Annotated in this window: 15 protein-coding genes; 10 read left to right on the top strand and 5 right to left on the bottom strand. The window is 63.0% G+C overall.

The window, feature by feature from the left end; translation table 11 throughout:
* Nucleotides 1-215 precede the first annotated feature (215 nt).
* The 4 genes from AC3WJU_RS17050 (at nucleotide 216) to secA (ending at nucleotide 6,131) form a co-directional block, all read left to right on the top strand.
* Nucleotides 216-1,094: a ComF family protein gene (locus AC3WJU_RS17050; RefSeq protein ID WP_492260417.1), complete on the top strand. Its 879-nt coding sequence runs from the start codon at nucleotides 216-218 to the stop codon at nucleotides 1,092-1,094.
* Between the two features lie 158 nt (nucleotides 1,095-1,252).
* Nucleotides 1,253-1,978, top strand: coding sequence for a ribosome hibernation-promoting factor, HPF/YfiA family (gene hpf, locus AC3WJU_RS17045; protein WP_234748144.1), 726 nt, complete (start codon nucleotides 1,253-1,255; stop codon nucleotides 1,976-1,978).
* A 32-nt stretch (nucleotides 1,979-2,010) separates the two neighbouring features.
* On the top strand, nucleotides 2,011-3,252 hold the full coding sequence (locus AC3WJU_RS17040; protein ID WP_306961046.1) for a winged helix-turn-helix domain-containing protein: 1,242 nt from the start codon (nucleotides 2,011-2,013) through the stop codon (nucleotides 3,250-3,252).
* A gap of 134 nt (nucleotides 3,253-3,386) precedes the next feature.
* The gene (gene secA, locus AC3WJU_RS17035) at nucleotides 3,387-6,131 is read left to right on the top strand and encodes a preprotein translocase subunit SecA (RefSeq protein WP_059387545.1); all 2,745 of its coding nucleotides are present in this window, start codon (nucleotides 3,387-3,389) and stop codon (nucleotides 6,129-6,131) included.
* A 141-nt stretch (nucleotides 6,132-6,272) separates the two neighbouring features.
* Here the strand turns inward: secA and AC3WJU_RS17030 are convergent, their stop codons facing one another.
* Together AC3WJU_RS17030 and AC3WJU_RS17025 are read right to left on the bottom strand one after the other, a co-directional pair.
* Nucleotides 6,273-6,785 (bottom strand): Rv3235 family protein, encoded by a 513-nt coding sequence (locus AC3WJU_RS17030; protein WP_492260416.1) that lies wholly within the window; start codon nucleotides 6,783-6,785, stop codon nucleotides 6,273-6,275.
* A gap of 46 nt (nucleotides 6,786-6,831) precedes the next feature.
* The gene (locus AC3WJU_RS17025) at nucleotides 6,832-7,620 is read right to left on the bottom strand and encodes a LysM peptidoglycan-binding domain-containing protein (RefSeq protein WP_306961043.1); all 789 of its coding nucleotides are present in this window, start codon (nucleotides 7,618-7,620) and stop codon (nucleotides 6,832-6,834) included.
* 133 nt (nucleotides 7,621-7,753) lie between these two features.
* On the opposite strand from AC3WJU_RS17025, the gene AC3WJU_RS17020 reads away from it, so the two are divergent.
* A complete protein-coding gene (locus tag AC3WJU_RS17020; RefSeq protein WP_306961041.1) occupies nucleotides 7,754-8,347 on the top strand; it encodes a hypothetical protein in 594 nt (197 codons plus the stop codon).
* A 46-nt stretch (nucleotides 8,348-8,393) separates the two neighbouring features.
* Here the strand turns inward: AC3WJU_RS17020 and AC3WJU_RS17015 are convergent, their stop codons facing one another.
* The gene (locus AC3WJU_RS17015) at nucleotides 8,394-8,609 is read right to left on the bottom strand and encodes a helix-turn-helix domain-containing protein (protein WP_059387549.1); all 216 of its coding nucleotides are present in this window, start codon (nucleotides 8,607-8,609) and stop codon (nucleotides 8,394-8,396) included.
* Nucleotides 8,610-8,761: 152 nt separating this feature from the next.
* Between AC3WJU_RS17015 and AC3WJU_RS17010 the strand changes: the two genes are divergently transcribed.
* From AC3WJU_RS17010 to AC3WJU_RS16995, 4 genes are read left to right on the top strand one after another with little or no spacing between them, the layout of a single operon-like run.
* Nucleotides 8,762-9,406, top strand: a complete 645-nt coding sequence (locus tag AC3WJU_RS17010; protein WP_059387547.1) for an SAF domain-containing protein — start codon at nucleotides 8,762-8,764, stop codon at nucleotides 9,404-9,406.
* Complete coding sequence (locus AC3WJU_RS17005; RefSeq protein ID WP_492260415.1) at nucleotides 9,403-10,716, top strand: CpaE/TadZ family protein; 1,314 nt, start codon at nucleotides 9,403-9,405, stop codon at nucleotides 10,714-10,716. Before AC3WJU_RS17010 ends, AC3WJU_RS17005 begins: the two co-directional genes overlap by 4 nt.
* A 57-nt stretch (nucleotides 10,717-10,773) precedes the next feature.
* Nucleotides 10,774-15,627: an NAD-glutamate dehydrogenase gene (locus tag AC3WJU_RS17000; protein WP_284988471.1), complete on the top strand. Its 4,854-nt coding sequence runs from the start codon at nucleotides 10,774-10,776 to the stop codon at nucleotides 15,625-15,627.
* 30 nt (nucleotides 15,628-15,657) lie between these two features.
* On the top strand, nucleotides 15,658-17,127 hold the full coding sequence (locus AC3WJU_RS16995; RefSeq protein WP_236811889.1) for a sensor histidine kinase: 1,470 nt from the start codon (nucleotides 15,658-15,660) through the stop codon (nucleotides 17,125-17,127).
* A gap of 130 nt (nucleotides 17,128-17,257) precedes the next feature.
* On the opposite strand, the gene AC3WJU_RS16990 is transcribed toward AC3WJU_RS16995, so the two are convergent.
* A complete protein-coding gene (locus AC3WJU_RS16990) occupies nucleotides 17,258-17,506 on the bottom strand; it encodes a WhiB family transcriptional regulator (RefSeq protein ID WP_003804966.1) in 249 nt (82 codons plus the stop codon).
* 318 nt (nucleotides 17,507-17,824) lie between these two features.
* Between AC3WJU_RS16990 and AC3WJU_RS16985 the strand changes: the two genes are divergently transcribed.
* The gene (locus tag AC3WJU_RS16985; RefSeq protein ID WP_253257159.1) at nucleotides 17,825-18,232 is read left to right on the top strand and encodes a hypothetical protein; all 408 of its coding nucleotides are present in this window, start codon (nucleotides 17,825-17,827) and stop codon (nucleotides 18,230-18,232) included.
* 24 nt (nucleotides 18,233-18,256) lie between these two features.
* On the opposite strand, the gene AC3WJU_RS16980 is transcribed toward AC3WJU_RS16985, so the two are convergent.
* Entirely contained in the window at nucleotides 18,257-22,375 is a 4,119-nt protein-coding gene (locus AC3WJU_RS16980; RefSeq protein ID WP_492260414.1) for a type VII secretion EssC family protein, read from the bottom strand.
* Between the last annotated feature and the right edge of the window lie 211 nt (nucleotides 22,376-22,586).

Below are 22,586 nucleotides of genomic sequence, written 5' to 3'. Positions count from 1 at the left end.
TCCTTCCCGGGCTAGTCCCCGCCGCCCCCCAGCCTTCGCAAGCTCAGGCCGGGGCCCTCGCCGGCGTGGGCCCACCCACCGCCTCCCTAACCTCGCTTCGCTCGGCCAGGGAACCCTGGCGGCGTGGGCCCACGTTCCGACAACGTCGCCACTTGTTCTCCACATAGCGCGGTTGGGGAGTGTTGTCGGCCGTCGAGGAGCCGGATGCTTGGGGCATGGGTACTGTGGGCCGTTGCCGGGTGCGTGACCCTGACCGCACTGTGGTCCCGAGTGACGACGCACGCCATCGGGGAGTCCATCCTGCACGATTGGCGAGGCTCGCGCAGGGCGTCGGTGAGGCCTTCGTCGAGCTGCTGGCTGTTCTGGCCCCGGTGGAATGTGTGTGCTGTGGTTTCGAAGATTCGGCGCTCTGCGGCACCTGTGCACGGCGACTGCGGCTGCTATGCGCCCGTCCGTTTCGCGCCGAAGGACAGGCACCGGCTTTGCTCACGGCGGAAGGGGCCGTGATCCTGCCCGTCGTCGCGGGCGGACACTACCGGGACGAACTGGCCCAAGCCCTGCTTTCTTTCAAGCATCTGGGCCAGGGACGGCTCGCCTCCGTGCTCGCGCCTGCACTGGGCAAGGCCATCCGGTCTGCCGTTGGAGACGCGGCAGGCGTCTGCCTTATACCTGTTCCCAGCAGTAACGCGGCTTTCCGGCGCCGCGGATTCAGTCCGGTCCATCTCTTGCTTGGCCGCTTGGGACAACGTGGCGCTTTGCCGGGTCTGCACATGACGGATGCCTTGAAGAAGGCGCCCGGACCGGGAAGCGGGCAAAAGGGCTTGGGCCGCGGAGAGCGTGCGCGCCGTGTCCGTGGTTCCATGACCGTTCGCCTGTCCCGCAAAAGGTCATTGGAGGGCAGGGCATGCGTCATCGTCGACGACGTCCTCACTACGGGTGCGACCCTCGCCGAAGCCGCCCGGGCCGTGTCGTCGGCGGGAGGCGTGGTGTGTGGAGCGGTGGTCCTTGCCGCCACCCGGCCGCCGGCCGGCAGCGACCTACCTGCGGACGGGCTGGACACCCAGCCCGCGCCGACTCAAACAAAAAATAAGTGACGAAAGGATGAATTACCAGTGGCGATGAACTAACGTCGGTTATGGGTACCAAGAACAGATGTACCTGTCGATAGCGGCTCGGAAAGGGGCTCGACTGTCCGTCAGATCAGCCCCTAGAAGCGCCCTTATCGTGTCACCTGAGTTGTTTGGAGGGCACCATGGAGTTCATGATCAGCGGCCGTAATCTGACCGTTTCGGATCGCTTCCGCGAGTATGCCGGCGAGAAGATATCAAAGATTGAATCGCTTGGGGACAAGGTCCAGAGGGTCGACGCGAAGGTTTCAAAGGAAACCAACCCGCGCCAGACACCGGGCCAGCTCACGGTCGAAGTGACAGTTCTGGGCCGGGGCCCTGTGATCCGGGCCGAAGCGAGCGCCGCTGACAAGTTTGCCGCCTTTGATCTCGCCTATAGCAAGCTGCTGGAGAGGCTCCGCAGGGCCAAGGACCGCAAGAAGGTCCACCACGGCCGCCACACCCCCAAAGCCGTTCGTGAGGCTACTGCGACGCTCGAGCCGGCCAGCGCGAGCGAACCCATTTACGTAGAGGCAAGCAACCACCAGGAGCCAACGACGCCACCGGTGGAGACCTCGCCCTACGACGTCGACAACGACATTCCGGCCGGTGATTCCCCGGTCCTGATTCGTCGCAAGGTTTTCCCCGCCGCTTCGCTCACCCTTGATGACGCGGTGGACAACATGGAATTGGTGGGCCACAATTTCTACCTGTTCGTGGACAAGGAAACCAACACGCCGTCGGTCGTCTACCGCCGCCGTGGCTGGACATATGGAGTAATCACTCTGGACTCCACATGCGAACCAGGAGACGAACCCGTGGAGGAAAAGATCCACGCTTACCGTTCGAATGACCAAGCCGCCACAGCCTAGCTTGCATTCGTAATTCCCATGAAAGGACTGGCATGGCCGCTTCGCTGAGCCTGTTGCAGGCGCGGCGGATTGCATTGGCAGCCCAAGGACTGGACAAGGAACGGCCCACCGGCCCCGTGACTTCGCGGGCGGTGGGCCGCACCTTTGCCCGCCTCCACGTGGTGCAGATCGACTCCGTCAATGTCCTCTCGCGCAGCCACTACCTTCCTTTCTTCTCAAGGCTTGGCAACTACGACCGGAGCATCCTTCATGCGATGGCCGGGCGAAGTCCGCGGCGCATGATGGAATACTGGGCGCACGAGGCGAGCTTCATCCGCCCGGAACATTTCCAGGATCTGCTGCTCTGGCAAAACCGCGCATGGGTGGGCGCAGCCCACTTGGAACATGGACTCCGGGAGGACATGGCCAACCGGATCCTCGATACGCTCGCGACCGGGCGCCCCATGACTGCCGCACAATTGACGGCCCACCTAGGGCACCAGGAAGACCGGCAGCACGATAACTGGGGGTGGAACTGGAACCTGGTCAAGAGGGTTTTGGAGCACTTGTTTGAAGAGGGGCTCGTGACGGCCGCGTCGAGGACGGAGCAGTTCGAACGCCGGTACACGCTGACATCGCGGGTCCTGCCACCGGGATTGCCTGCGGTCATCCCCCGAGCAGGAGCCCTCCCGGACGGCGGCTCCGAGCTGTCGACGGCGGCAATGGACCGACTGATCGACGCGGCAGCCCAGGCCCATGGAATCGGATCAATCCGCTGCTTCGCCGATTACTTCCGGACTCCGGTGAAGGCAGCTGCAGCATCGATCGACAGGCTCGTTGCCGCCGGCCGCCTGGAGCCCGTCACGGTGCGTGGTTGGGACCGGGCCTTGTACCGGCACGCGGAGGCCCGTCTTCCCAGGGCCGCCACGGGCCGTGCCTTGCTCAGCCCGTTTGATTCACTGGTCTTTGAGCGTAGAAGGCTCGAGGAGTTGTTCGGCTTCCATTACCGGATCGAGATCTACACGCCTGCGGAGAAACGCAAGTTCGGGTATTACGTGCTGCCCTTCCTCCTTCGGGACGCAGTGGTCGCGCGCGTAGACCTCAAGGCCGACCGCGCAGCCAAGCAGCTTCTGGTGCGTGCCGCCCACGGCGAGCCGGACGCTCCGGCGGACACCGCCGTCGAGCTTGCCGCCGAGCTGCGGCTTATGGCGCAGTGGTTGGGGCTCGACGACGTCGTCGTGTCACCGATGGGCGATCTCTCGTCGCCGCTTGCCTCGGCAGTGGCCCGCGGCTGAGGTCATGGGTCTCCGGCGGTGGCCTGCGGGCGCCTTGCGCTCCGCTCTCAGGGAAACGGGGCCGCGTGGCGTTGGTCTCTCCCGTAGACTGAAACCGCCAGAATTCGGCAGCTTGAGACTGGGAGCAACTTTACGTGGCATCACTTATCGAAAAACTTCTCCGCACGGGTGACAAAAAAACCCTGAGGCAACTGCGGACCTACGCCGATTCCATCAACGCCCTCGAAGACTCCTTCAAGACCTTCTCCGATGCCGAATTGCGCGAGGAGACGGACAGGCTGCGCGCCCGCCACGAGGACGGCGAGAAGCTGGACGATCTCTTGCCGGAGGCTTTCGCAGCGGTGCGTGAAGCTTCCTCCCGCACCTTGGGGATGCGCCACTTCGATGTCCAGCTCATGGGTGGGGCCGCCCTCCACCTGGGCAATATCGCCGAAATGAAGACCGGTGAAGGAAAGACCCTTGTGGCCACCGCTCCGGCCTTCCTCAATGCCCTGACAGGCAAGGGCGTGCACGTCGTTACAGTCAACGACTACCTCGCCGAATACCAGTCCGAACTCATGGGCCGTGTCTATCGCTTCCTTGGCCTCAGCAGCGGTTGCATCCTGTCGAACCAGGATCCCGAAGTGCGCCGTCAGATGTACGCGGCAGACATCACCTACGGCACCAACAACGAATTCGGCTTCGACTACTTGCGCGACAACATGGCGTGGGACAAATCCGAGCTTGTGCAGCGCGGCCACAACTACGCGATTGTCGACGAAGTGGACTCCATCCTCATCGACGAAGCCCGTACTCCGCTCATTATTTCCGGTCCTGCCCAGGGTGACACCAACCGCTGGTACAGCGAATTCGCCAAGGTCGTGCAGCGCCTCCAGGCTGAAGTCGACTACGAGGTCGACGAAAAGAAGCGGACGGTCGGTGTTCTCGAAGCCGGCATCGAGAAGGTCGAAGACTACCTCGGCATCCAGAACCTGTACGAATCCGCCAACACCCCGCTTATCGGCTTCCTGAACAACGCCATCAAAGCCAAAGAGCTCTTTAAGCGGGACAAGGACTACGTCATCCTCGACGGCGAAGTCCTCATTGTTGACGAACACACCGGCCGTATCCTCGCCGGACGGCGTTACAACGAAGGCATGCACCAGGCGATCGAGGCCAAGGAAAACGTCGAGATCAAGGCTGAGAACCAGACTCTCGCCACTGTGACCTTGCAGAACTACTTCCGCATGTACTCCAAGCTCTCGGGCATGACCGGCACGGCTGAAACCGAAGCCGCCGAGTTCATGAGCACCTACAAGCTTGGCGTGGTACCCATTCCCACCAACCGGGACATGCAGCGCATCGACCAGTCGGACCTCGTGTACAAGAACGAAATCGTGAAGTTCGAAGCCGTCGTGAAGGACATCGCGGAACGGCACGAGAAGGGCCAACCCGTGCTCGTCGGCACTACCAGCGTTGAGAAGAGCGAATACCTTGCCAAGCTGCTGGCCAAAGAGGGCATCCGGCACGAGGTCCTGAACGCAAAGAACCACGCACGCGAGGCCGCGATTGTCGCGCAAGCGGGACGCAAGGGCGCCGTCACGGTCGCCACCAACATGGCTGGCCGCGGTACTGACATCATGCTGGGCGGAAACGCCGAGTTCACGGCCATCGCCGAACTGGCAAAGCGGGGCCTGGACCCTGAGGAAAACTCCGAGGAGTACGAGGCCGCATGGCCCGAAGCGCTCGAAGCGGCCAAGCAGGCAGTCAAGGACGAGCATGAGGAAGTGCTTGAACTTGGCGGGTTGTATGTGCTGGGCACGGAACGCCACGAATCCCGTCGAATCGACAACCAGCTGCGTGGCCGCTCGGGCCGCCAGGGCGACCCGGGGGAGTCCCGCTTCTACCTCTCGCTGACCGATGACCTCATGAGGCTCTTCAACTCCGGCGCTGCCGAGCGCCTCATGAACAGCTCGGTACCGGACGATGTTGCACTCGAATCCAAGCTCGTGTCCCGCGCGATCGCTTCGGCCCAGGGCCAGGTTGAAGGGCGGAACGCCGAGCAGCGCAAGAACGTCCTCAAGTACGACGACGTCCTGAACCGCCAGCGTGAAGCCATCTATGGCGACCGCCGGAGGATCCTTGAAGGCGACGACCTGCACGAAAAGGTCCAGTTCTTCCTGGAAGACACCATCAATGCCTTGATCGATGCCGCGACGGCAGAGGGAACCGGCGATGACTGGGACTTCCACCAGCTGTGGACCAACCTCAAGACCCTGTACCCGGTAACTGTTACGGCCCAGGACATCATCGACGAAGCCGGCGGGAAGGCGCGGGTGTCCGTTGAATTCCTTAAAAACGAGATCCTTTCGGACGCCCAGCTCGTTTACAAGGAGCGGGAAGAAGCCATTGGCGCCGAGAACATGCGCGAGCTTGAGCGCAGGGTTGTCCTCTCGGTCCTTGGCCGCAAGTGGCAGGAACACCTCTATGAGATGGACTACCTCAAAGAAGGCATTGGCCTGCGCGCGATGGCCCAACGGGATCCCCTGGTCGAGTACCAGCGTGAAGGATTCACGATGTTCCAGAGCATGATGGAAGCCATCCGCGAAGAGAGCGTGGGCTTCCTCTACAACCTGGAAGTGGAAGTAACGCCCGCCGAAGACGTGGTGGTAGTGGATGGCAGCCCTGAAGGCGGTCACGTGGAACATCACGATCCGCAGATCCGCGCGGCCGGCCTCGAAGCCCCGGAAAAGCCTGTTCAGCTGCAGTACACGGCGCCTGGTGAAGACGGCGCGAGCCAGACCCGCGTCGAGGGGAGGGCCTCGGGCCGCTCAGGCAACCCCGCCAAGGCTGCCGCTGATGACAAGCAACGCGGATCCAACAGGAAGAAGCGCCGCTGACACTGCGACTGCCTGACGCATGTAGCTGACGCCCGCAGCCTCCGGACGTTTCCAATAAGCCGATGCCTGCAGCGAAAACGGAGAGGGACCAGAACGCGCGTTCTGGTCCCTCTCCGTTTTCGCGTGCTTTGAACCGGGCCGTCAGCCGATTTCGAGGGCGGTAACCCGCCATGCGCCGTTGATCCCTTCAAGCCTCATGGCTACGGCGCGGGAGCGGAGTTCTTCCGAGACAACCAAGCTGGCCTCGTACACTCCGTCGTTCACCGCGCAGACACGCACGGAACGGACCATTGGACTTCGGTGAAGGCGCCGCCCACCCGGGGCGTTGGCAGCATGGGCTCGCGTCAATGCGGCACGGTGTTGAAGGGCGCTGAGGCATCCGGGATCCAGGGTCCGTGAGAGCTGTTGCGCCGGCCGGGTGCCTGCAAGGACTTCGACCGCGGCTTGGGCGATGCTGCGGGCCAGTGCGCGGATTTCGCCGTCGAGACTGCGGATCTGGGCCGCTTTGCGGGCAGGAGATGGCCCCCCGCCCGACGGCCCGTCCGTTCGGGCTTTCGCACGAGGGGAAGCCATGATCGAACGGGAGGCAATGGGTGGCGAAGCCGCCTGAAGGACTTCATTCGGCACGCTGCGGAAGGCTGGTGATGCGCTCATGGACTTCCTCGGTTACGGATCGCTGGTTGGTGGTGGTTGGGCTGGGTCACTGGTTCGGCGGTGGTTGGAGGACCTGACCCGGTAGGAGGAGCCCAGGGTCGTCTCCAATGACATGCCGGTTGGTGGAGTACCACCTCGGCCAGTGGTGGGCAATGTCGACGTCGCTGGCCATGGGGCCCAGCTGCCGGGCGGCAATCGACCACAGTGAATCGCCCTGTTTCACCACCACTTCGCGTTGATTTGGCGAAGCAGGCTGTTCGGCGCCACGCTGCGGCCCGTTACCCAGGAGCCCAGGCGCAGTGGCAGGTGCGCGGGGTTGCCAATGCGGGTTGATCTCCAACGAGCCGGACTCAAACGAGGGAATGGCCGGGAGATGGGGAGAAGGACTAGGGGAGGGTTTCCATTGGGCAGAGATGCCGCTCGACGAGTTTGAGCCGTTCGCCGGGCTCCACGCTGCTTCAAACTGTGCCGGTGCCGCATTCGCCACGGGGATTCCCGCGAGATTCAGGCCCAGAATTGCAACGGCCAGTCTGCGCATGAACGCAGGGCTGAGTTTGGCGGTGGCGCTCGCGCAGCGGTTCTTTCCCATTTGCTGGAGGAACGCGGCGGCCATTGCCAGGATGAACGTGGCGATCCACCAGGCGCCGATCCCCAGACCGGAGGCAGTTGCGACAAATCCCAGGAGGTCTTCGAACATGGGTGTCTGGAGTCGTCCTGCCGCGGAGTTCCATCGGTCAACCAAGATCAGTCCAGTGACAGCGAGCAAAAGGGCGAGCACCAGGATGGTCACCGCCATTGCAACATCGTTCCGAACGGGCCTGTTCGTCTGTTCCATGGGTTCCCCTTACCCAGTTGATGCAAGTATGTGCAATTTGATGCTATTTAATGATGTTTGAATTATTTTGGTCACAACGAGCGGCATTTGTCTAGGACTAGCTTGTCGATAAAGACAGATTGACCGTCGAGGGATGCCCGCTTACGCTGACGCAATGCGTTGGGATGCTCTGTTTGAAGACATGGAGGCACAGTTGGCCTCTGAGCGATTGCTGGGACTTGAATCGGAAATTTCAGAGCGGGCACGTGTGGAGATCGCCGGAATCGACGTCTCCGACAGGCTGCGTGGCGCGATCGGCCGGAAGATTGATGTGAAGCTCCGATCCGGAACGCAGGTGTCAGGGACGCTTAGTCATGTCGGGAGCGAATCGGTGGTTTTGGACGAAGGTCGCCACCAGTGGTTGGTGCCCGTCGCGGCGGCTTTGGCGTATCAGGGCCTGGGTCGGCAGGTCCGGGCTGGCCAATCGAAGGCATCACAGCGGCTTGGCCTGGCCAGCGCACTGCGAATGCTGGCCCGTGACAGGGCGGAACTGGCGGTTCATCTGCTTGAGTTGGCGCAGGAGGAGCGGACGATGCGGGGCGTCATTGATCGCGTGGGCAAGGACCACTTTGATCTCGCGGTTATGTTGCCGGGCGAGGTCCGCCGGTCCGGGAACGTCGTATCTGTGGCAACAATTCCGTTCCAGTCACTTGCCGCGCTGCGTTCATTGCGGGGCCAGGACTTCTAGCCCGGCCGGCTCCCCGCCGTCGTTGTCCTGGGGCGCTGGACGGAGATCAGGACGACTTGGATTTGGCTTCTTGGATGATCCTGCTGGCCTCGGCGTAGCGTTCCTCGATGTACTGCTCCAGCATCTTTTCTTCGACGCGCCACTGGCCCCTGCCGCCCACTTGGATGGCCTTGAGCTCACCGCTTCGCACCAGAGCGTATGCCTGCGGCGAGTTGATCTGAAGCTGTTCGGCGACATCAGCGAGGGTGAGGAATCGGGGCATGCATCCATTTTGCCACTGTTCGATCCACTTGCCGCGGTTATCCACAGGTTGACGTAATTTGAGGCATGTGGCTTTCGGAAGGGACCCAGATGCGGTCAGAATAAAGCCCACTGAAGGTCGACGCCGACTAACAAAACAAACGGGGGAGCAGGATGGGTGTAACTACCGCGGCCGCTGCAGCGCGGCTCAGGAAACCGTCATGGAGGGATCCGCGGCTTTTGGTGGGGATTCTCCTGGTCTTGGCATCGCTGGCCGGCGTCATCGCCCTCGTTGGAACCGCGGACCGCACCATTCAGGTCTATGCGGCGCGCGAGTCGATTGCCGTGGGCCAGAAAGTCAGCAAGGACGATCTTGCGGTTGTCAAGGTCCGGCTCGACGACGTTGAGTCCAGCTATGTCACTCTGGCTGGCGGTCTGCCGGAGGGAAGAGTTGCCATCCAGCGAATTGCCAAGAACCAACTCGTCCCGCAGGAAAGCCTGGGCGCCGCCGACTCCTTGGACCGCAAGCCGGTGGCGATCGCGATCCAGGAATCGCTGCCTTCCCAGGCTGTGGCAGGATCCCGCGTCGACGTCTGGGTGGCCCACCCCGATGTGCGCAACGGTTTCGGCACGCCGCAGTTGCTGTTGCCCGGGGCGGAGATCGCCCAGGTCACGGAGGGTGCCTCCACCCTTGGAGCGTCCAAGGAGAAGGTGGTTCTGGTCCTGGTGACCGATGAGCAGATGCCGAACCTTCTTGGTGCGCAGGCTAACAAAGCGAAGATTGCCGTGGTGTGGAATCCGGGCGGTGCCGGCAAGTGAGTATCCCGGTTGTCACAGTCGGGCAATCCCGGGAAGATTTGGTCGGCGGACTCGAACGGCTCCACGGGCCGGTGACGGTGGTGCGTCGGTGTGGTGAACTCGCCGAACTCCTGGCCGCATGCCAAAGCGGTCTCGCCCGCGCCGCAGTCATCGCCGAAGGCGCTGGGGAATTGACGGCGTCGCTGGTCGACCGGCTGGCGGCTGTCGGAGTCTCCATCGTCGCCCTGAGCGACGATCCGGGAGAGGAGAGCCGCCTGCGCAGCATCGGCGTCGTGACGGCGTCGCTCGATGTCGATTCGGCAACGCTGGCGTCGAGGATCTCCGATGCCGTAGGCCAGTTGCCCGGACAAGGAAGACGACGCGCGGAGCCTCGGGATTCCGGGTTTGCGGATACTGCGGCAGAACTCCGTCCCACCGATGCGCCGGAAGAACCGGAACACGTGCCGGCCGGGGCTGGCCGGATCATCGCGGTCTGGGGGCCTACCGGGGCGCCTGGCAGGACTCTTGTGGCGGTCAACCTTGCTGCAGAGTTGGCGGCGGAAGGCAAGTCAGTGATCCTCCTCGATGCAGACAGCTACGGGGCCAGCGTCGCGGCTTCGCTGGGCTTGCTGGACGAATCCGCCGGACTGGCGCAGTCTTGTCGACTGGCGGACCAAGGATTGCTGGATACCGAATCGCTCAAGCGGATCGCCGCGCCGGTCTTCGCCAAATCCACCAGCTTCCGGGTTCTTACCGGCATTACGCGCGCGGACCGGTGGACGGAGCTCCGAGCCGCCGCGCTCTCTTCGGTGCTTGAGCTCTCCAAGGAGATCGCGGACGTCGTCGTAGTCGATGCAGGTTTCTGCCTTGAAGCGGACGAAGAACTCAGCTTCGACACCATGGCACCTCGACGCAATGCCGCGACCCTCCGCAGTATCGAACTGGCGGACACCGTTTACGCCGTCGGCGCGGCCGATGCCGTTGGCGTTCCGCGACTGGTGCGTGGCCTCGCGGAGCTCGAACAGGCTGTCCCGCACGCGGCTCCCCGAGTGGTTTTGAACAAGGTCCGGGCCGCATCCGCTGGCCGCTCACCCGAACGTGAACTCCGTGAAGCATGGGAGCGGTACGGACCCAATCAAGGCATCGAAGCGTTCCTGCCATCCGATCCTGAAGCCTGCGACGTGGCCCTGTTGTCCGGCTCTGTCCTCTTCGAGGCTGCGCCCGAATCTCCATTGCGGCTCGCCATCGCAAATATGGTATGTGCACCTGTCCAGCAAAATCGCAAATCCTCTGTCATTTATTCCAGAGCAAGGCGTCGTCTAAAGCGTTAGGCTCGCCATGTGGGCTGCAAGGACGCAGCAATTGAGATGTGATGGAGGCGTTTGTCGATGTCGTCAGGATCCAGCGTGGAGGATCGTTCTAAACCTGCAGTAGTCCGGGAGGGATTCTTCGGGGACTACTACGAGCATCTCGCAGAGGAGGACGCGCGCGGGTACGCTGCCGAGCAGTTGACCTCCAGGGCGGCGGCACACCGGGAAGCGGGGCAGAGCCGCAAGCCGGGCACTGCCAACGTCAGGATCGCCAATGAGGGTGACCGCAGCATTCTGTACATCGTCACGGATGACATGCCGTTCCTCGTGGACTCGGTGAACGCCGAACTCGTTCGCCAGAACTGCGCTATCCGGCTCGTCATGCACCCGCTCTTCGTGGTTTCGCGTGACCACCTCACCGGCGACCTGTCCGACATTGCCCGGGTGCCGTCGAACATCGGCATCTCGAGCGGTGACACCGCGGCGATGCCGAACATCGCCCATCTGATCGCCCAAGGTGACAATGTCTCCCACATGGAGTCGTGGATCGCCGTCGAGGTTGACAGGGTGGCCGACGACTTCCAGAAGGAACTCGTGGACGGAATCCACCGCGTCCTGAACGACGTCCGGGCCGCCGTCGAAGACTGGCCCAAAATGCGCACGAAGGCGCTCGAGCTGGCATCGTCCCTGGACAAAGTGGCCCACCCGGAAGACATCGCGGAACTCAGGCAAGCGCAGGACCTGCTGCGTTGGTTGGACAACGGCAACTTCACGTTCCTTGGTTACCGGGAATACGACCTCATCACCGAGAACGGTGAAGACGTACTCGAGTTGCGTGAAGCAAGCGGTTTGGGACTCTTGAGGGCGGGGGACCACCCGCACCAAATCCAGCACCTCACCGATGCCGGACGCCGGAAGGCGCGCGAGAAGCGTGCCTTGGTCATCACCAAAGCCAACTCGCGGTCCACCGTTCACCGCCCTGCGTACCTGGACTACATCGGTGTCAAAAGCTTCGATGTTGCCGGCAACGTCAACGGTGAGCGCCGCTTCATCGGCCTCTTCGCAACGAGCGCGTACACCGGTTCCGTAAGGAACATCCCGATCGTTCGGGAAAAGGTCGACGCCGTGCTCCGCTCGGCCGGTTTCCCCCAGGACTCACACTCTGGCAAAGACCTTGTCGGTATCCTCGAGACCTACCCCCGTGACGAACTCTTCCAGATAGAGACCGAGGACCTGGCAGCAACGGCTTTGGGCATCCAGCGTCTGCAGGAGCGGCGTCGTACGAAGCTCTTCCTGCGCCCGGACATCTATGGGCGATTCATGTCGGCATTGGTCTACCTGCCCCGTGACCGCTACACCACCAACGTCCGGCAGCGAATTGAACAGGAACTCCGCGAGACTTTCGAAGCCGAGAGCATCGACTACGAGGCCCGGATCACGGAGTCCGCACTCTCAAGGGTGTTCTTCCGTATCCGGCTCCCGCGGGAGGCTGAGCTTCGCGACGTCGACGCCGGTGAACTCGAAAAGCGGCTTGTCCGGGCTTCGCGGTCCTGGGCCGAAGGAATTGCGGAGGTGCTCCGCGAGAACACCAGCGGTTTGGATGCCGAGCGGTTGTCCGCCCTGTGGGCAGATGCGTTCCCCGCCGGCTACCGGGTCGACTACGAAGTCGAAGACGCCCTCAAGGACATTGAGCGTTTCGAGAAGTATGCCGCCACAACCGACCGCGACGCCGTCGCTGTCCAGGCGGTCCCCGGCGTGCATGTCTACCTGCCCAACGGCGCCGGTGAACTGCTCGAAGAGGATGCCCGCGTCAAGCTCTACCTTTTGGAACCGAAGAGCCTGAGCCAGATCCTGCCCTACTTCCACAATCTTGGCCTTGAGGTTCTCGATGAGCGGCCTTTCGAGATTGAGACTGCCGACCACCGGGACTTCTTCCTCTACGACCTTGGCCTGAAGTACCCCGCCGGTGTCGATCCCGTGGCTACCGGCCAGCTCTTGGCGGACTCCTTCAGCGCCGCCGTGACCGGTGCGGTGGAGTCCGACAGTTTCGACCGGCTCGTCCTCCGGGAAGGTATCCACTGGCGGCAGGTTGTCATGCTCCGCGCCTATGCGAAGTACATGCGCCAGATGGGGAACACCAACTCCTTCGAGTTCATAGCGGATACCCTCCTCGCCAACCCGGAGGTTGCCCGCGGCCTTATTGACCTCTTTGGGGCGCGCTTCGATCCGTCGTCGCCTGACGCCGCGCGTCCGGCCCGCCAGGAGGGCGCCCGCGCCGCACTGGCCGAAGCAATTGACCAGGTGGCAACGCTCGACGCCGACCGGGTCCTGCGGACTTTCGTCAACCTCATCGAGTCGACGCTGCGCACGAACTACTTCCAGGGCAAGTCGTACGTCAGCTTCAAGCTCGATCCGACCACGATCGACGGACTGCCGTTCCCGCGGCCAAAGTACGAGATCTGGGTGTACTCGCCTCGCGTTGAAGGCGTGCACTTGCGCTTCGGCAAGGTGGCCCGTGGCGGTTTGCGGTGGTCGGACCGCCGTGAAGACTTCCGGACCGAGATCCTCGGGCTGGTCAAGGCACAGACCGTCAAGAACGCCGTGATTGTGCCGACCGGTGCCAAGGGCGGATTCTTCGCGAAGCAACTTCCGGATCCGGCACTTGACCGTGCCGCATGGATGGCCGAGGGCATCGAAAGCTACAAGACCTTCATCCGCGGCCTGCTCGACCTCACCGACAACCTCGTGACCACAGCCGACGGCGAGAAGATTGTGCCGCCGTCGGACGTTGTCCGTCAGGATGACGACGATTCGTACCTGGTGGTGGCAGCTGACAAGGGCACCGCTACCTTCTCGGACACCGCGAACGGCCTGGCCGCCGAGTATGGATTCTGGCTGGGGGACGCATTCGCTTCCGGTGGTTCCGTGGGGTACGACCACAAGGCCATGGCTATTACGGCCCGCGGCGCATGGGAGTCGGTCAAGCGCCACTTCAGCGAGCTGGACCTTGACACCCAGAGCGAGGAATTCACCGTGGTTGGCGTCGGTGACATGTCCGGCGACGTGTTCGGCAACGGAATGCTGCTTTCCAAGCACATCCGCCTGCTGGCCGCCTTCGACCACCGCCACATCTTCCTGGACCCGACGCCGGATGCGGCTTCGTCCTTCGGCGAGCGGCAGCGTCTCTTCGAGCTTCCCCGCTCCTCCTGGGACGACTACGACCGCTCGCTCATCAGCGCAGGCGGCGGGGTCTACCCCCGGCAGGCCAAGGTCATCCCGATTTCGCCGGAAGTCCGCCGTGCCCTTGGCCTGCCGGACGGAACGGTTCAGCTGAGTCCGCCTGAACTTCTGCGTGCAATACTCCTGGCTCCGGCCGATCTCCTCTACAACGGCGGGATCGGAACGTACATCAAGGCCAGCACCGAGTCCCACGCCGAGGTGGGAGACAAGGCAAACGACGTCATCCGCGTGAATGGGCGCGAACTCCGCGTCAAGGTCGTGGGCGAAGGCGGCAACCTCGGAATGACGCAGCGCGGACGTATCGAGGCCGCTCTGCAGGGTGTCATCCTCAACACCGACGCAATCGACAACTCTGCCGGCGTCGATTGCTCCGACCATGAAGTCAACATCAAGATCTTCGTCGACCGGATGGTTGCCGCAGGAAAACTGGATGCTTCCGAGCGCACCTCGTTCCTCGCCGACATGACCGACGAGGTCGGGCGCCTTGTGCTCGAAGACAATATCGATCAGAACATCCTCTTGCTCAACGACCGCACTCGCGTCGCCGAATGGAGCCCGAGCTACGAGCGCCTGATGGACTGGCTCGAGAAGTCCGCCGACCTCAAACGGGACCTCGAAGCGCTGCCGACCACCGAGACGCTACGCGAACGGTTGGAACAGGGCCAGGGCCTGACGTCCCCGGAACTGTCCGTGCTCGCCGCCTACGCCAAGATCGAATTGGGCTCGGCATTGCGGGACAGTGATCTGGCGGATGACCCCTGGTTCCGTAAGACGATCCGCTCCTACTTCCCGAAGCAGCTCCGAGAGCGGTTCGACGCGGAACTGGACACCCATCCCTTGCGCCGCGAAATCATCGCCACCGTGGTGGCCAACGATATGATCAACCTGGGCGGGATCACCTTCGCCTTCCGCACCATGGAGGAGACCTCGGCTACCGAGGTCGCCGTCGCCAAGGCGTTCGTAGCCCTCCGTGAGATCTACGAACTCGAGTCGATGGTGCGGGAGCTCAATGCCCTGCCTGCCTCGTTCCCCACGGAACACTGGAGCACCGTCCACCTCGACATCCGGAGGCTCCTGGACCGTGCCGTTCGCTGGTTGCTGAGCCAGGGCAACGCCTCGAAGCCGATCTCGGAGATCGTCGCGGAATTCAAGCCGATGATGGATCCGATGCGGGCCCGGGTGCTCGACTACTTGCGCGGCAGCGACAAAGAGCGCGTTACCGGCTGGCTCGAAAAGGCGCGCTCGTGGGGACTTCCCGACACGCTCGCCCATCGCTGGGCCGAGCTGTTCGAGAGCTTCGTGCTCCTGGACATCGCCAAGATCACGCACAGCCGCGACGCCCGTGTGGAAGAGGTCAGCCACGTCTACTACACGGTATTCGACCGCTTCCACGTCGATTCATTGCTGGAGCGAATTACCGCGCTCCCGCGCGATGACCGCTGGCAGGCTCTTGCCCGTGCAGCCCTGCGCGACGACCTCTACTCGACCGTAGCGGACATGACGACATCGGTGCTCGAATCGACCGACGCCGACCTCGACGCCGAGGCCCGTTTGCGGGCCTGGGAAGGCATCAATGCCGAGCAATTGGGCCGCGCGAAGAGCATGTTCGACGAGGTCAACGCGCTGGAGGCCGACGACATGGCTTCTCTGTCGGTAGCATTGAGGCTCTTGAGGTCAATCGTTCGACGCTAGGGACAAGCCCGGGCGTTATATGGAGGTGCAGTGGCAATCTTTACAGACCCCATCAGGGAGCACGCTGATTTCGGGCCTGGAGATGCCGAATGGCTGCACCTCCTGGTCGGCGACTGGCAGATGGTCGCCGACCTGGCGTTCGCGGACTTGGCCCTATGGTTTCCGCATCCTGAATTCGGTTACATCGCGCTTGCTCACGTGAGGCCGTCGACGAGCCACACGGTGTTTCATGCGGACTTCGTCGGGGAAGGCATCCGCTCGGATCTGCGACCGATAGTCGACAAAGCGTGGTCCAGCCGTTCCATCGAACGCTCCAGCGAAACGAGCTGGAGCAGCGAGATGGCCCTGCGCGTCGAGGCGGTTCCCATGGTCAGGAACGGACGGACCCTTGCCGTCGTCACGTCGCATATGGACCTTTCCAGTTCGCGGATGCCTTCCCGCCTGGAGCTCACCTATCGGCAATGCGCCTACGATCTGCTCCGGATGGGAACGCTGGGACTCTGGCCGGATTTCGCTTCACCGACGGGTTCCCGCCGTGGCGCTCCCCGCGTGGGTGACGGCCTGATAAGGCTCGACGCCGACGGGATCGTCCAGTACGCGAGTCCAAACGGTGTCTCCGCCTTCCGTCGCCTCGGCGAGGTGGAAACCTTGGAAGGACGGTCCCTTGCGGAAGTAACCGCAGGACTCCTCAAGGACCGGCGGATGGTGGACGAGACATTGCCGCTGGTCGTCACGGGTCGGATGCCCTGGAGGAGCGAGATCGAGTCCCGCGGTGTCAGCTTGTCGTTGCGCGCGATTCCGTTGCGTGACGAGAAGCATCGCTTCGGAGCCTTGGTGCTGTGCCGCGACGTGTCCGAACTGCGACGCCGTGAGCTCGAGCTGGTGACCAAGGACGCGACAATTCGTGAAATCCACCACCGCGTCAAAAACAACCTGCAGACCGTGGCGGCTTTGCTGCGCATGCAGTCGCGACGGATGGTCAGCGATGAGGCGAAGCAAGGCCTGGAGCAGGCAATGCGGCGAGTGGCGACGATTGCCTTGGTTCACGAGACACTTTCGCAAGGCCTCACGCAGAGCGTTGATTTCGATGAACTTATTGGACGCCAGTTCCGGCTCTCCGCAGAAGTAGCGTCCCCTTCGCAGCACGTCCGGACCGAGCGCGCGGGCCTGTTCGGCGAGTTGCCGAGCGACTTTGCCACGCCCCTTGCTCTTGTCATCAATGAGCTCGTGACGAATGCGGTGGAGCACGGCCTTGAAGGACGGGCCGGAACGGTTTGGCTCATGGCCGATCGGTCCACGGGGGAGCGCGGCGATGAACTCCTCACCGTGACGATCGCCGATGATGGCGTCGGGCTGCCCGAGGGGTCATACACGGAAGGTCTAGGCCTTCAGATTGTGCGGACGCTCGTCACGAGCGAATTGGGTGGCAGCATCCAGTGGCGGCCGCGCGACGGCGGCGGCACCGCCGTCGAGATCGTCCTGAACCTCGTCCGGAGCTGACGCCGGCCGCTGGCGACGCGTTCTGTCTCTGACCGCGGTCAGAAATGCGAAGATGGCCCGGACTTATCAGTCCGGGCCATCTTCGTGTGTTCTCTTTGCCTCAGGCGTTGTGTTTTGCGGGCCGAGTCGCTTAGGAAGCGCGGCGGGCGCGGGCGGCGCGGCGCTTGAGTGCACGTCGCTCGTCCTCGCTCATTCCGCCCCAGACGCCAGCGTCCTGACCCGACTCAAGGGCCCACTGAAGGCATGTGTCCACGACGGGACAGCGGCGGCAGACACTCTTCGCTTCCTCGATCTGGAGAAGCGCAGGGCCGGTGTTGCCTACGGGGAAGAAAAGCTCCGGGTCCTTGTCAAGGCAGGCTGCGCGGTTACGCCAATCCATGCTGATCAGTCACTCCATTCGTGAGTACTAGTTAAGCCTTTTGTGAAAATATTCACGAGAGGCTTCATAGGAAAGGGGACCCATTGGGCCCCCTTGGTCGTCTGAGTCAAGCGTGTCATGTTAACGCCATGTAAACAAGGGGTTCAAGCGTTTGAAACCGTGAGCGATGCATCACATTGGATACCGGCCTACTCACAGGTATTCGACTATGTCCGGTAGTGTGCCAGTGTGTCAAGACCCCCTCTGAACCCCCACCATCACCCAGCAGCGCCCGGCGACGACGGCCAGGGGACCAGCCGCGATAACTTAGGCCGGGCAATCGGCGGAGGACCGCGTCCTGCAGGAATCGTTGTTATTTCGATTGTGGTTGTGCTGGAAGCCCTCGCACTATTGATCGCCGGGGCGCTGTATATATACGAGCTCGTGACAGGGGCTCCGGTGGCCTCATTCTGGGGAGCCGTATTTACTTTGGGCCTTCTGCTGGCCTTTTCTGCATTGTTGTTTGCCGTGGGACACTTCCTGTTCCGTGGCTACCGTTGGACCCGGGCACCGGCGTTGGTTGCCCAGCTGTTCGCCCTGACCATCGGGTTTCCCACCATGACCGGAGGCCTGGTTCTCGCCGGCCTGGCCATGGTGGTGCCGGCTTTGGCCGCGATCGTCTTTTTGTTCGACAAGCGGGTGGTTGCCTTTGCTTCCCGGGCGGGCGGATCCCGCGCCGCCCTCTAGCTGTTTTCGCTTTGGTACGGCTTCCTAACCCGGAGCGGCGATCTGCAGGGAGCGTGTTCGTCCATTCTCAATGAGGACAGCACGACCCGGTGGCGGCGCTTGTTCGGCGGCGATGCGCACGCCGAAGAAATCCGCAGCGGCAGGCGGCGCATTGCCAAGGAGAAGTCCGGTTCCGTGGTTTCCGGCCAGGGAAGCAAGCGGCGTCCGTTGCATGAGGGCTGGGCTTCCCGCAGTCGCCACGACTGAGAAGCCCATGCCGGGAAGTTCAGCCAGGAGGACGGCGGTTTCGCTGCTGAGGCGATCGACGTCGTCCACGAGGGGGATGACTTCTGCTCCCACGAGCCTGCGGCGCGCATCCCGGTGGAATGCAGCCCAACAGGCATCAGGATCGGTCCCTTCGGGTGGCGCCCACCAATGATGGCCTGGATTGAGCATGGCCAACGCGGCGAGCAACGAGGACTTGCCGGAACCGGGAGTGCCAAGGGCGAGGAGGATGCCTGGGCGCGGCAGTGTGATCCAAGCAGGTTCGTGTTCGTCCCCTCCAACCCCGAGGAGTACCGACCCCTGCGCACGAGCGCGGGAGAGGGAAGCGGTTTCGGTTCGGCTATGGGCAGCGAGATCCGAAGCCCGGATGAACTGCGGCAGGGGATCCACCCGGAATGGGCGCCGTGCGGGCTCCGGGGGCACACCGTATGGCCAGGCCACGCCTGGAGGGGGCGCCACGAGCTGCGCGACTGCCGTGTCGACGTCAAGCAGGTTGCCACTCACGACCGCCCGGCCTGTCAGAGGCTTCATAGCCACGAAACGCGGCCACGCCAAGCGCCCTTCTTCCGTTGTCCCGGTGGGAAAGTAGGCGCGGTTGGGGATTGACGCGAACATCCGTGACGCTGTCAGTTCGCGATCGCCGGTGACAAGAACAGCCACTCCTGCCTTTGGTCCATCGCGGACGATCGCATGAACAACGTCTTCTGCCCAGGCCAGCGCTCCGGCGCGCAACTCGGAGACCCACGAACCCCAGTTCGAGATAACCAGCAGAAGCGGGACCTGCCCGGCGGTTCCCGGGGATTGCCGCGACGACATCTCAGCCGCGAGCCTCTCCAGGATGCGGACTCCCCTCCTGCTGTCGGTGGAGGAGGCGACGGCCGCCACTCGTCCCTGGGCTGCCACGTCGGTGTACGAACCGTCCCCGTCGAGGATATAGAGATGGAGTTCCTCGGCACTTCCAACAAGCTGCGCCGCTGCCGCCTTACAGGTATCGTCGACTCCACTCCCAGGAGGACCAACGAGTCCAAGATTCCCGTGGACGAGCGGAGTCCAGTACAAGCCGGCAACTCGTTGTTGCGCCGGCAAGTCTGCCAAGCCAAGGTAGGCTGTCGGCCCTGCCGGCGATCCGCTTGCCGCGCGCTTTCCCGTGATTGCCGCTATGCCGGGGGAATCGTGAAACGGAACGGATTCTGGAAGGGGATGTGCAACGGGTCTCCGGGGTGCTGAACGCCCGCGGACGTCCCAAACCTGGTTGATCGCCTTAATAATGGAACGGGCGGCTTCTGCTGGCGTCGCGATTGCCCCCTGAGTCGCTGCGTCGGCTGTTTCAGACCAACCGCCGAAGCGGAGTGACCCCGTTGTCGGCAATGCAACGGCCTTTGTGAGCGCCGGGGCCTTTTCGCTGCCCGCAAGAGTTGCCGACTGAAAGGGCTCGGCATCCTCCCCTCCGCGAACCATATATGCCCGGCCAGGTCGAGACACCGGAATCGATGCCGCCGCCGGTGAGTTGATGATGTCCCGGGATTCCATTTCTGATTGGACGCGAAGGGCAATGCTGGTAGTCACGTTGGCCCGGATGTCCGCACTCAGGGCACCCTGTGGACGTTGTGTAGCCATGATCAAGTGAATGCCCAGAGACCGTCCTACCGTGGCGATCCGCATCAATTCGGCCAAGGCATCGGGGGCGTCTTCAATGAGCATCCTGAATTCGTCGATTACAAGTACAAGACGGGGCAGTATTGGAAACCGGCTCCTTCGTCCCGACTCGCCCCCGCCCCCGGTTCCGCCGGCTTTGGCCCAATATGCCGGCAAATCAGGGACCCCGGCCTTCGAAAGGGTCGCTTCCCGCATCCGAACCTCGGCCCGGAGGGAGGAGAGGGTACGTTCGAGCTCGTGTTCGCTGAGGTCCGTCAGCATTCCGACGCATTGCGGAAGGTCGAGCAACGGCCCGAGGCCCGAACCTCCCTTGAAATCAACAAATAGGAAGTTGACCCTGTCCGGGCTGTGGGTCAGCGAGATTGCGGACACTATCGTGCGCAGAAGCTCTGACTTTCCCGATCCCGTAGTTCCAGCAACGAGGAGATGCGGGCCGTCTGAAACCAGGTCCAACGACCGGGGTCCGTCGGTTCCTTGCCCGATGACCGCAGACAGCCCTCCGCGTACTGAAGAAGTGCTCCAGCGGTCCGCGATGCTTGAAGGCTCTGGCGGAAGCAATTCGGCAAGTTGGCAACTAGAGGGGACAAGCGGCGCCCCTTCTGCCGCCGAGCCGGGCAATCTCGCCAATGACCGACAGTAGCGGTCGAAGACAAGGTGCGGTACAAGGTCAGGGTCAAATTCCGTTTCCGATAGACACGAGCGGAGGATTGCGCCATTGCTCCACAGTTCGACCGCGCAACTGCTTTCGTCCCCGCCTGCGGAACGTTGGAAGACTCTCCATCCGGACTCGATCGCCGCCGCCCGGAGTGGGCCGATGGTGGGATCACGTTCGGGCCCCACCAGAAACAGTGCTCCCGGTCTGTCCGCGGGCGCGGAAAGAACAGTTGCGGCTGAAGAGGAGTCCGTGGTCAAGGTGACGCGGGGGAGGAACCGGGCACTTGACGGCAAGTGGGTCATCGCTCCGTGTATGAGGACGGGGATGTTGCTTGCGCCCGGAAAGGCGGCCAGTTGCATGAGTAGGAATCTGAACATTCCTTGCACCTTGGCTTCCGGTCCCGAGAGGGAAACGGTTTGCATGGAGGGATCCAGAACTACCGGAACCGGGCCTAAATGCGGTGGCTGAAAGCCCGGGTCCGCGGGATCGAGCGCAACGCGGGCATTCTGCGGACTGGTGCCGAGCCGGAGCCAGACATCGCGGCAGCCCGCCGTTCCTTGCGTTGCGCCCGAGGCTTGCTCCGTACGGGCTCCCTTAACCGTGCCGGTTCCTTGCGTTGTGCTGGTTCTTGGCGGTGTCAATTGCCTTCGTCCGTGTTCCGTGGGGAGGCAGGCTGCTGAGCTGACGGCAAAGGCGAGCTCAGCGGCGGATGGTGAACACCGCCGTCGTCTGGCCCGATCCTGTTCGACGGCCGCCGCGATCGCGGCAGTCAGAAGGCGGCGCTCGCGTTTTCCCGAAATTGCCGGGACAAGAATCGCGATGGCCGAAATTGCGGTGAATCCGAGGAACATCCACATGCCGGTGGCGAGTGCCATTCCGACTCCCAGCAGGACCGGGAGCCCGGCCGTGAGGAGAAGGTGCGTTCGGTTGCCGGCATCATGGCGCCGGGGTACCAGGATCGGCTCGGCGACGCCCAGGCCTGCGGTCCCCAGCGACTCCGCTCCGTGCTCATCGTCGCCGAAGACTATTGACATGACCGAGCCACCACATCGAATCCTGGAAGCGGTTGAGAGGTGGGCGGAGCGGACTTTGCGTCCATCCACCACTGTTCCGTTCGCGCTCCCCGTGTCGCTTATGGTGACGGCTGTTTCGGAGATCGTGAGGACGGCGTGAACCCGGGAAACATCGGGATCCGGGAGGCAGATATCAGCGTTGCTCCGGCCAATCGTGTAAGTGCCCCGTTCCAACGGTATGACCAGGCCCGCGGCTGGTCCGGCATGCACCAGCAAGGACAACGCTGCCGGACTCCGATTGCCGTCACGGGTGTCCCGCCCCTCCTGACCGGCCCCGTCCACCAACACAGCTCCCGAGATGAGCGGCGCCGAACCAACGGTGAGGCCGCCGAGGGGCAGTCCATCGACCGCAAGTTTTCCGGTTCCGAACTCAGCCGCGACTGCGGCCTCGACGACGGCGCCGGGTGTGCCGTTTCCCGCGGCCATGGTCAGTTCGATGGGCTCACTTTGCCGTAACGCCCCCGGGGCCCGGACAAGGGTGCAATGGAATGTCATTGTGTCCGCTCCTTCGGTTCGCGCGTCTGCTGTTCTCCCACGATATTTGTGCTGAGCACCGGGTGTTCATGGGCAGTTGGCCTATGTGGAAAACGTGGCACTCGTTCGCCCGGGAGGGGGCCGGCTCGAAAACCGGGCGCGCCATCTCGGGTAGGCTTGACCTGCAGCCAATGCACACCATTGGGCTGCCCATATTCGAACCAGGAGATTT

It is taken from the genome of Arthrobacter sp. FW306-1B-F12A, assembly GCF_058781865.1.
This window is presented reverse-complemented; position numbering and strand designations above follow the sequence as displayed.

Coding starts and splice junctions, on each gene's coding strand:
- AC3WJU_RS17000 (WP_284988471.1), top strand. CDS start 10,774: ATGTCGTCAGGATCCAGCGTGGAGGATCGTTCTAAACCTGCAGTAGTC.
- AC3WJU_RS17025 (WP_306961043.1), bottom strand. CDS start 7,620: ATGGAACAGACGAACAGGCCCGTTCGGAACGATGTTGCAATGGCGGTG.
- hpf (WP_234748144.1), top strand. CDS start 1,253: ATGGAGTTCATGATCAGCGGCCGTAATCTGACCGTTTCGGATCGCTTC.
- AC3WJU_RS17040 (WP_306961046.1), top strand. CDS start 2,011: ATGGCCGCTTCGCTGAGCCTGTTGCAGGCGCGGCGGATTGCATTGGCA.
- AC3WJU_RS17010 (WP_059387547.1), top strand. CDS start 8,762: ATGGGTGTAACTACCGCGGCCGCTGCAGCGCGGCTCAGGAAACCGTCA.
- AC3WJU_RS17015 (WP_059387549.1), bottom strand. CDS start 8,609: ATGCCCCGATTCCTCACCCTCGCTGATGTCGCCGAACAGCTTCAGATC.
- AC3WJU_RS16980 (WP_492260414.1), bottom strand. CDS start 22,375: ATGACATTCCATTGCACCCTTGTCCGGGCCCCGGGGGCGTTACGGCAA.
- AC3WJU_RS17020 (WP_306961041.1), top strand. CDS start 7,754: ATGCCCGCTTACGCTGACGCAATGCGTTGGGATGCTCTGTTTGAAGAC.
- AC3WJU_RS16990 (WP_003804966.1), bottom strand. CDS start 17,506: ATGGATTGGCGTAACCGCGCAGCCTGCCTTGACAAGGACCCGGAGCTT.
- AC3WJU_RS17030 (WP_492260416.1), bottom strand. CDS start 6,785: ATGAGCGCATCACCAGCCTTCCGCAGCGTGCCGAATGAAGTCCTTCAG.
- AC3WJU_RS17050 (WP_492260417.1), top strand. CDS start 216: ATGGGTACTGTGGGCCGTTGCCGGGTGCGTGACCCTGACCGCACTGTG.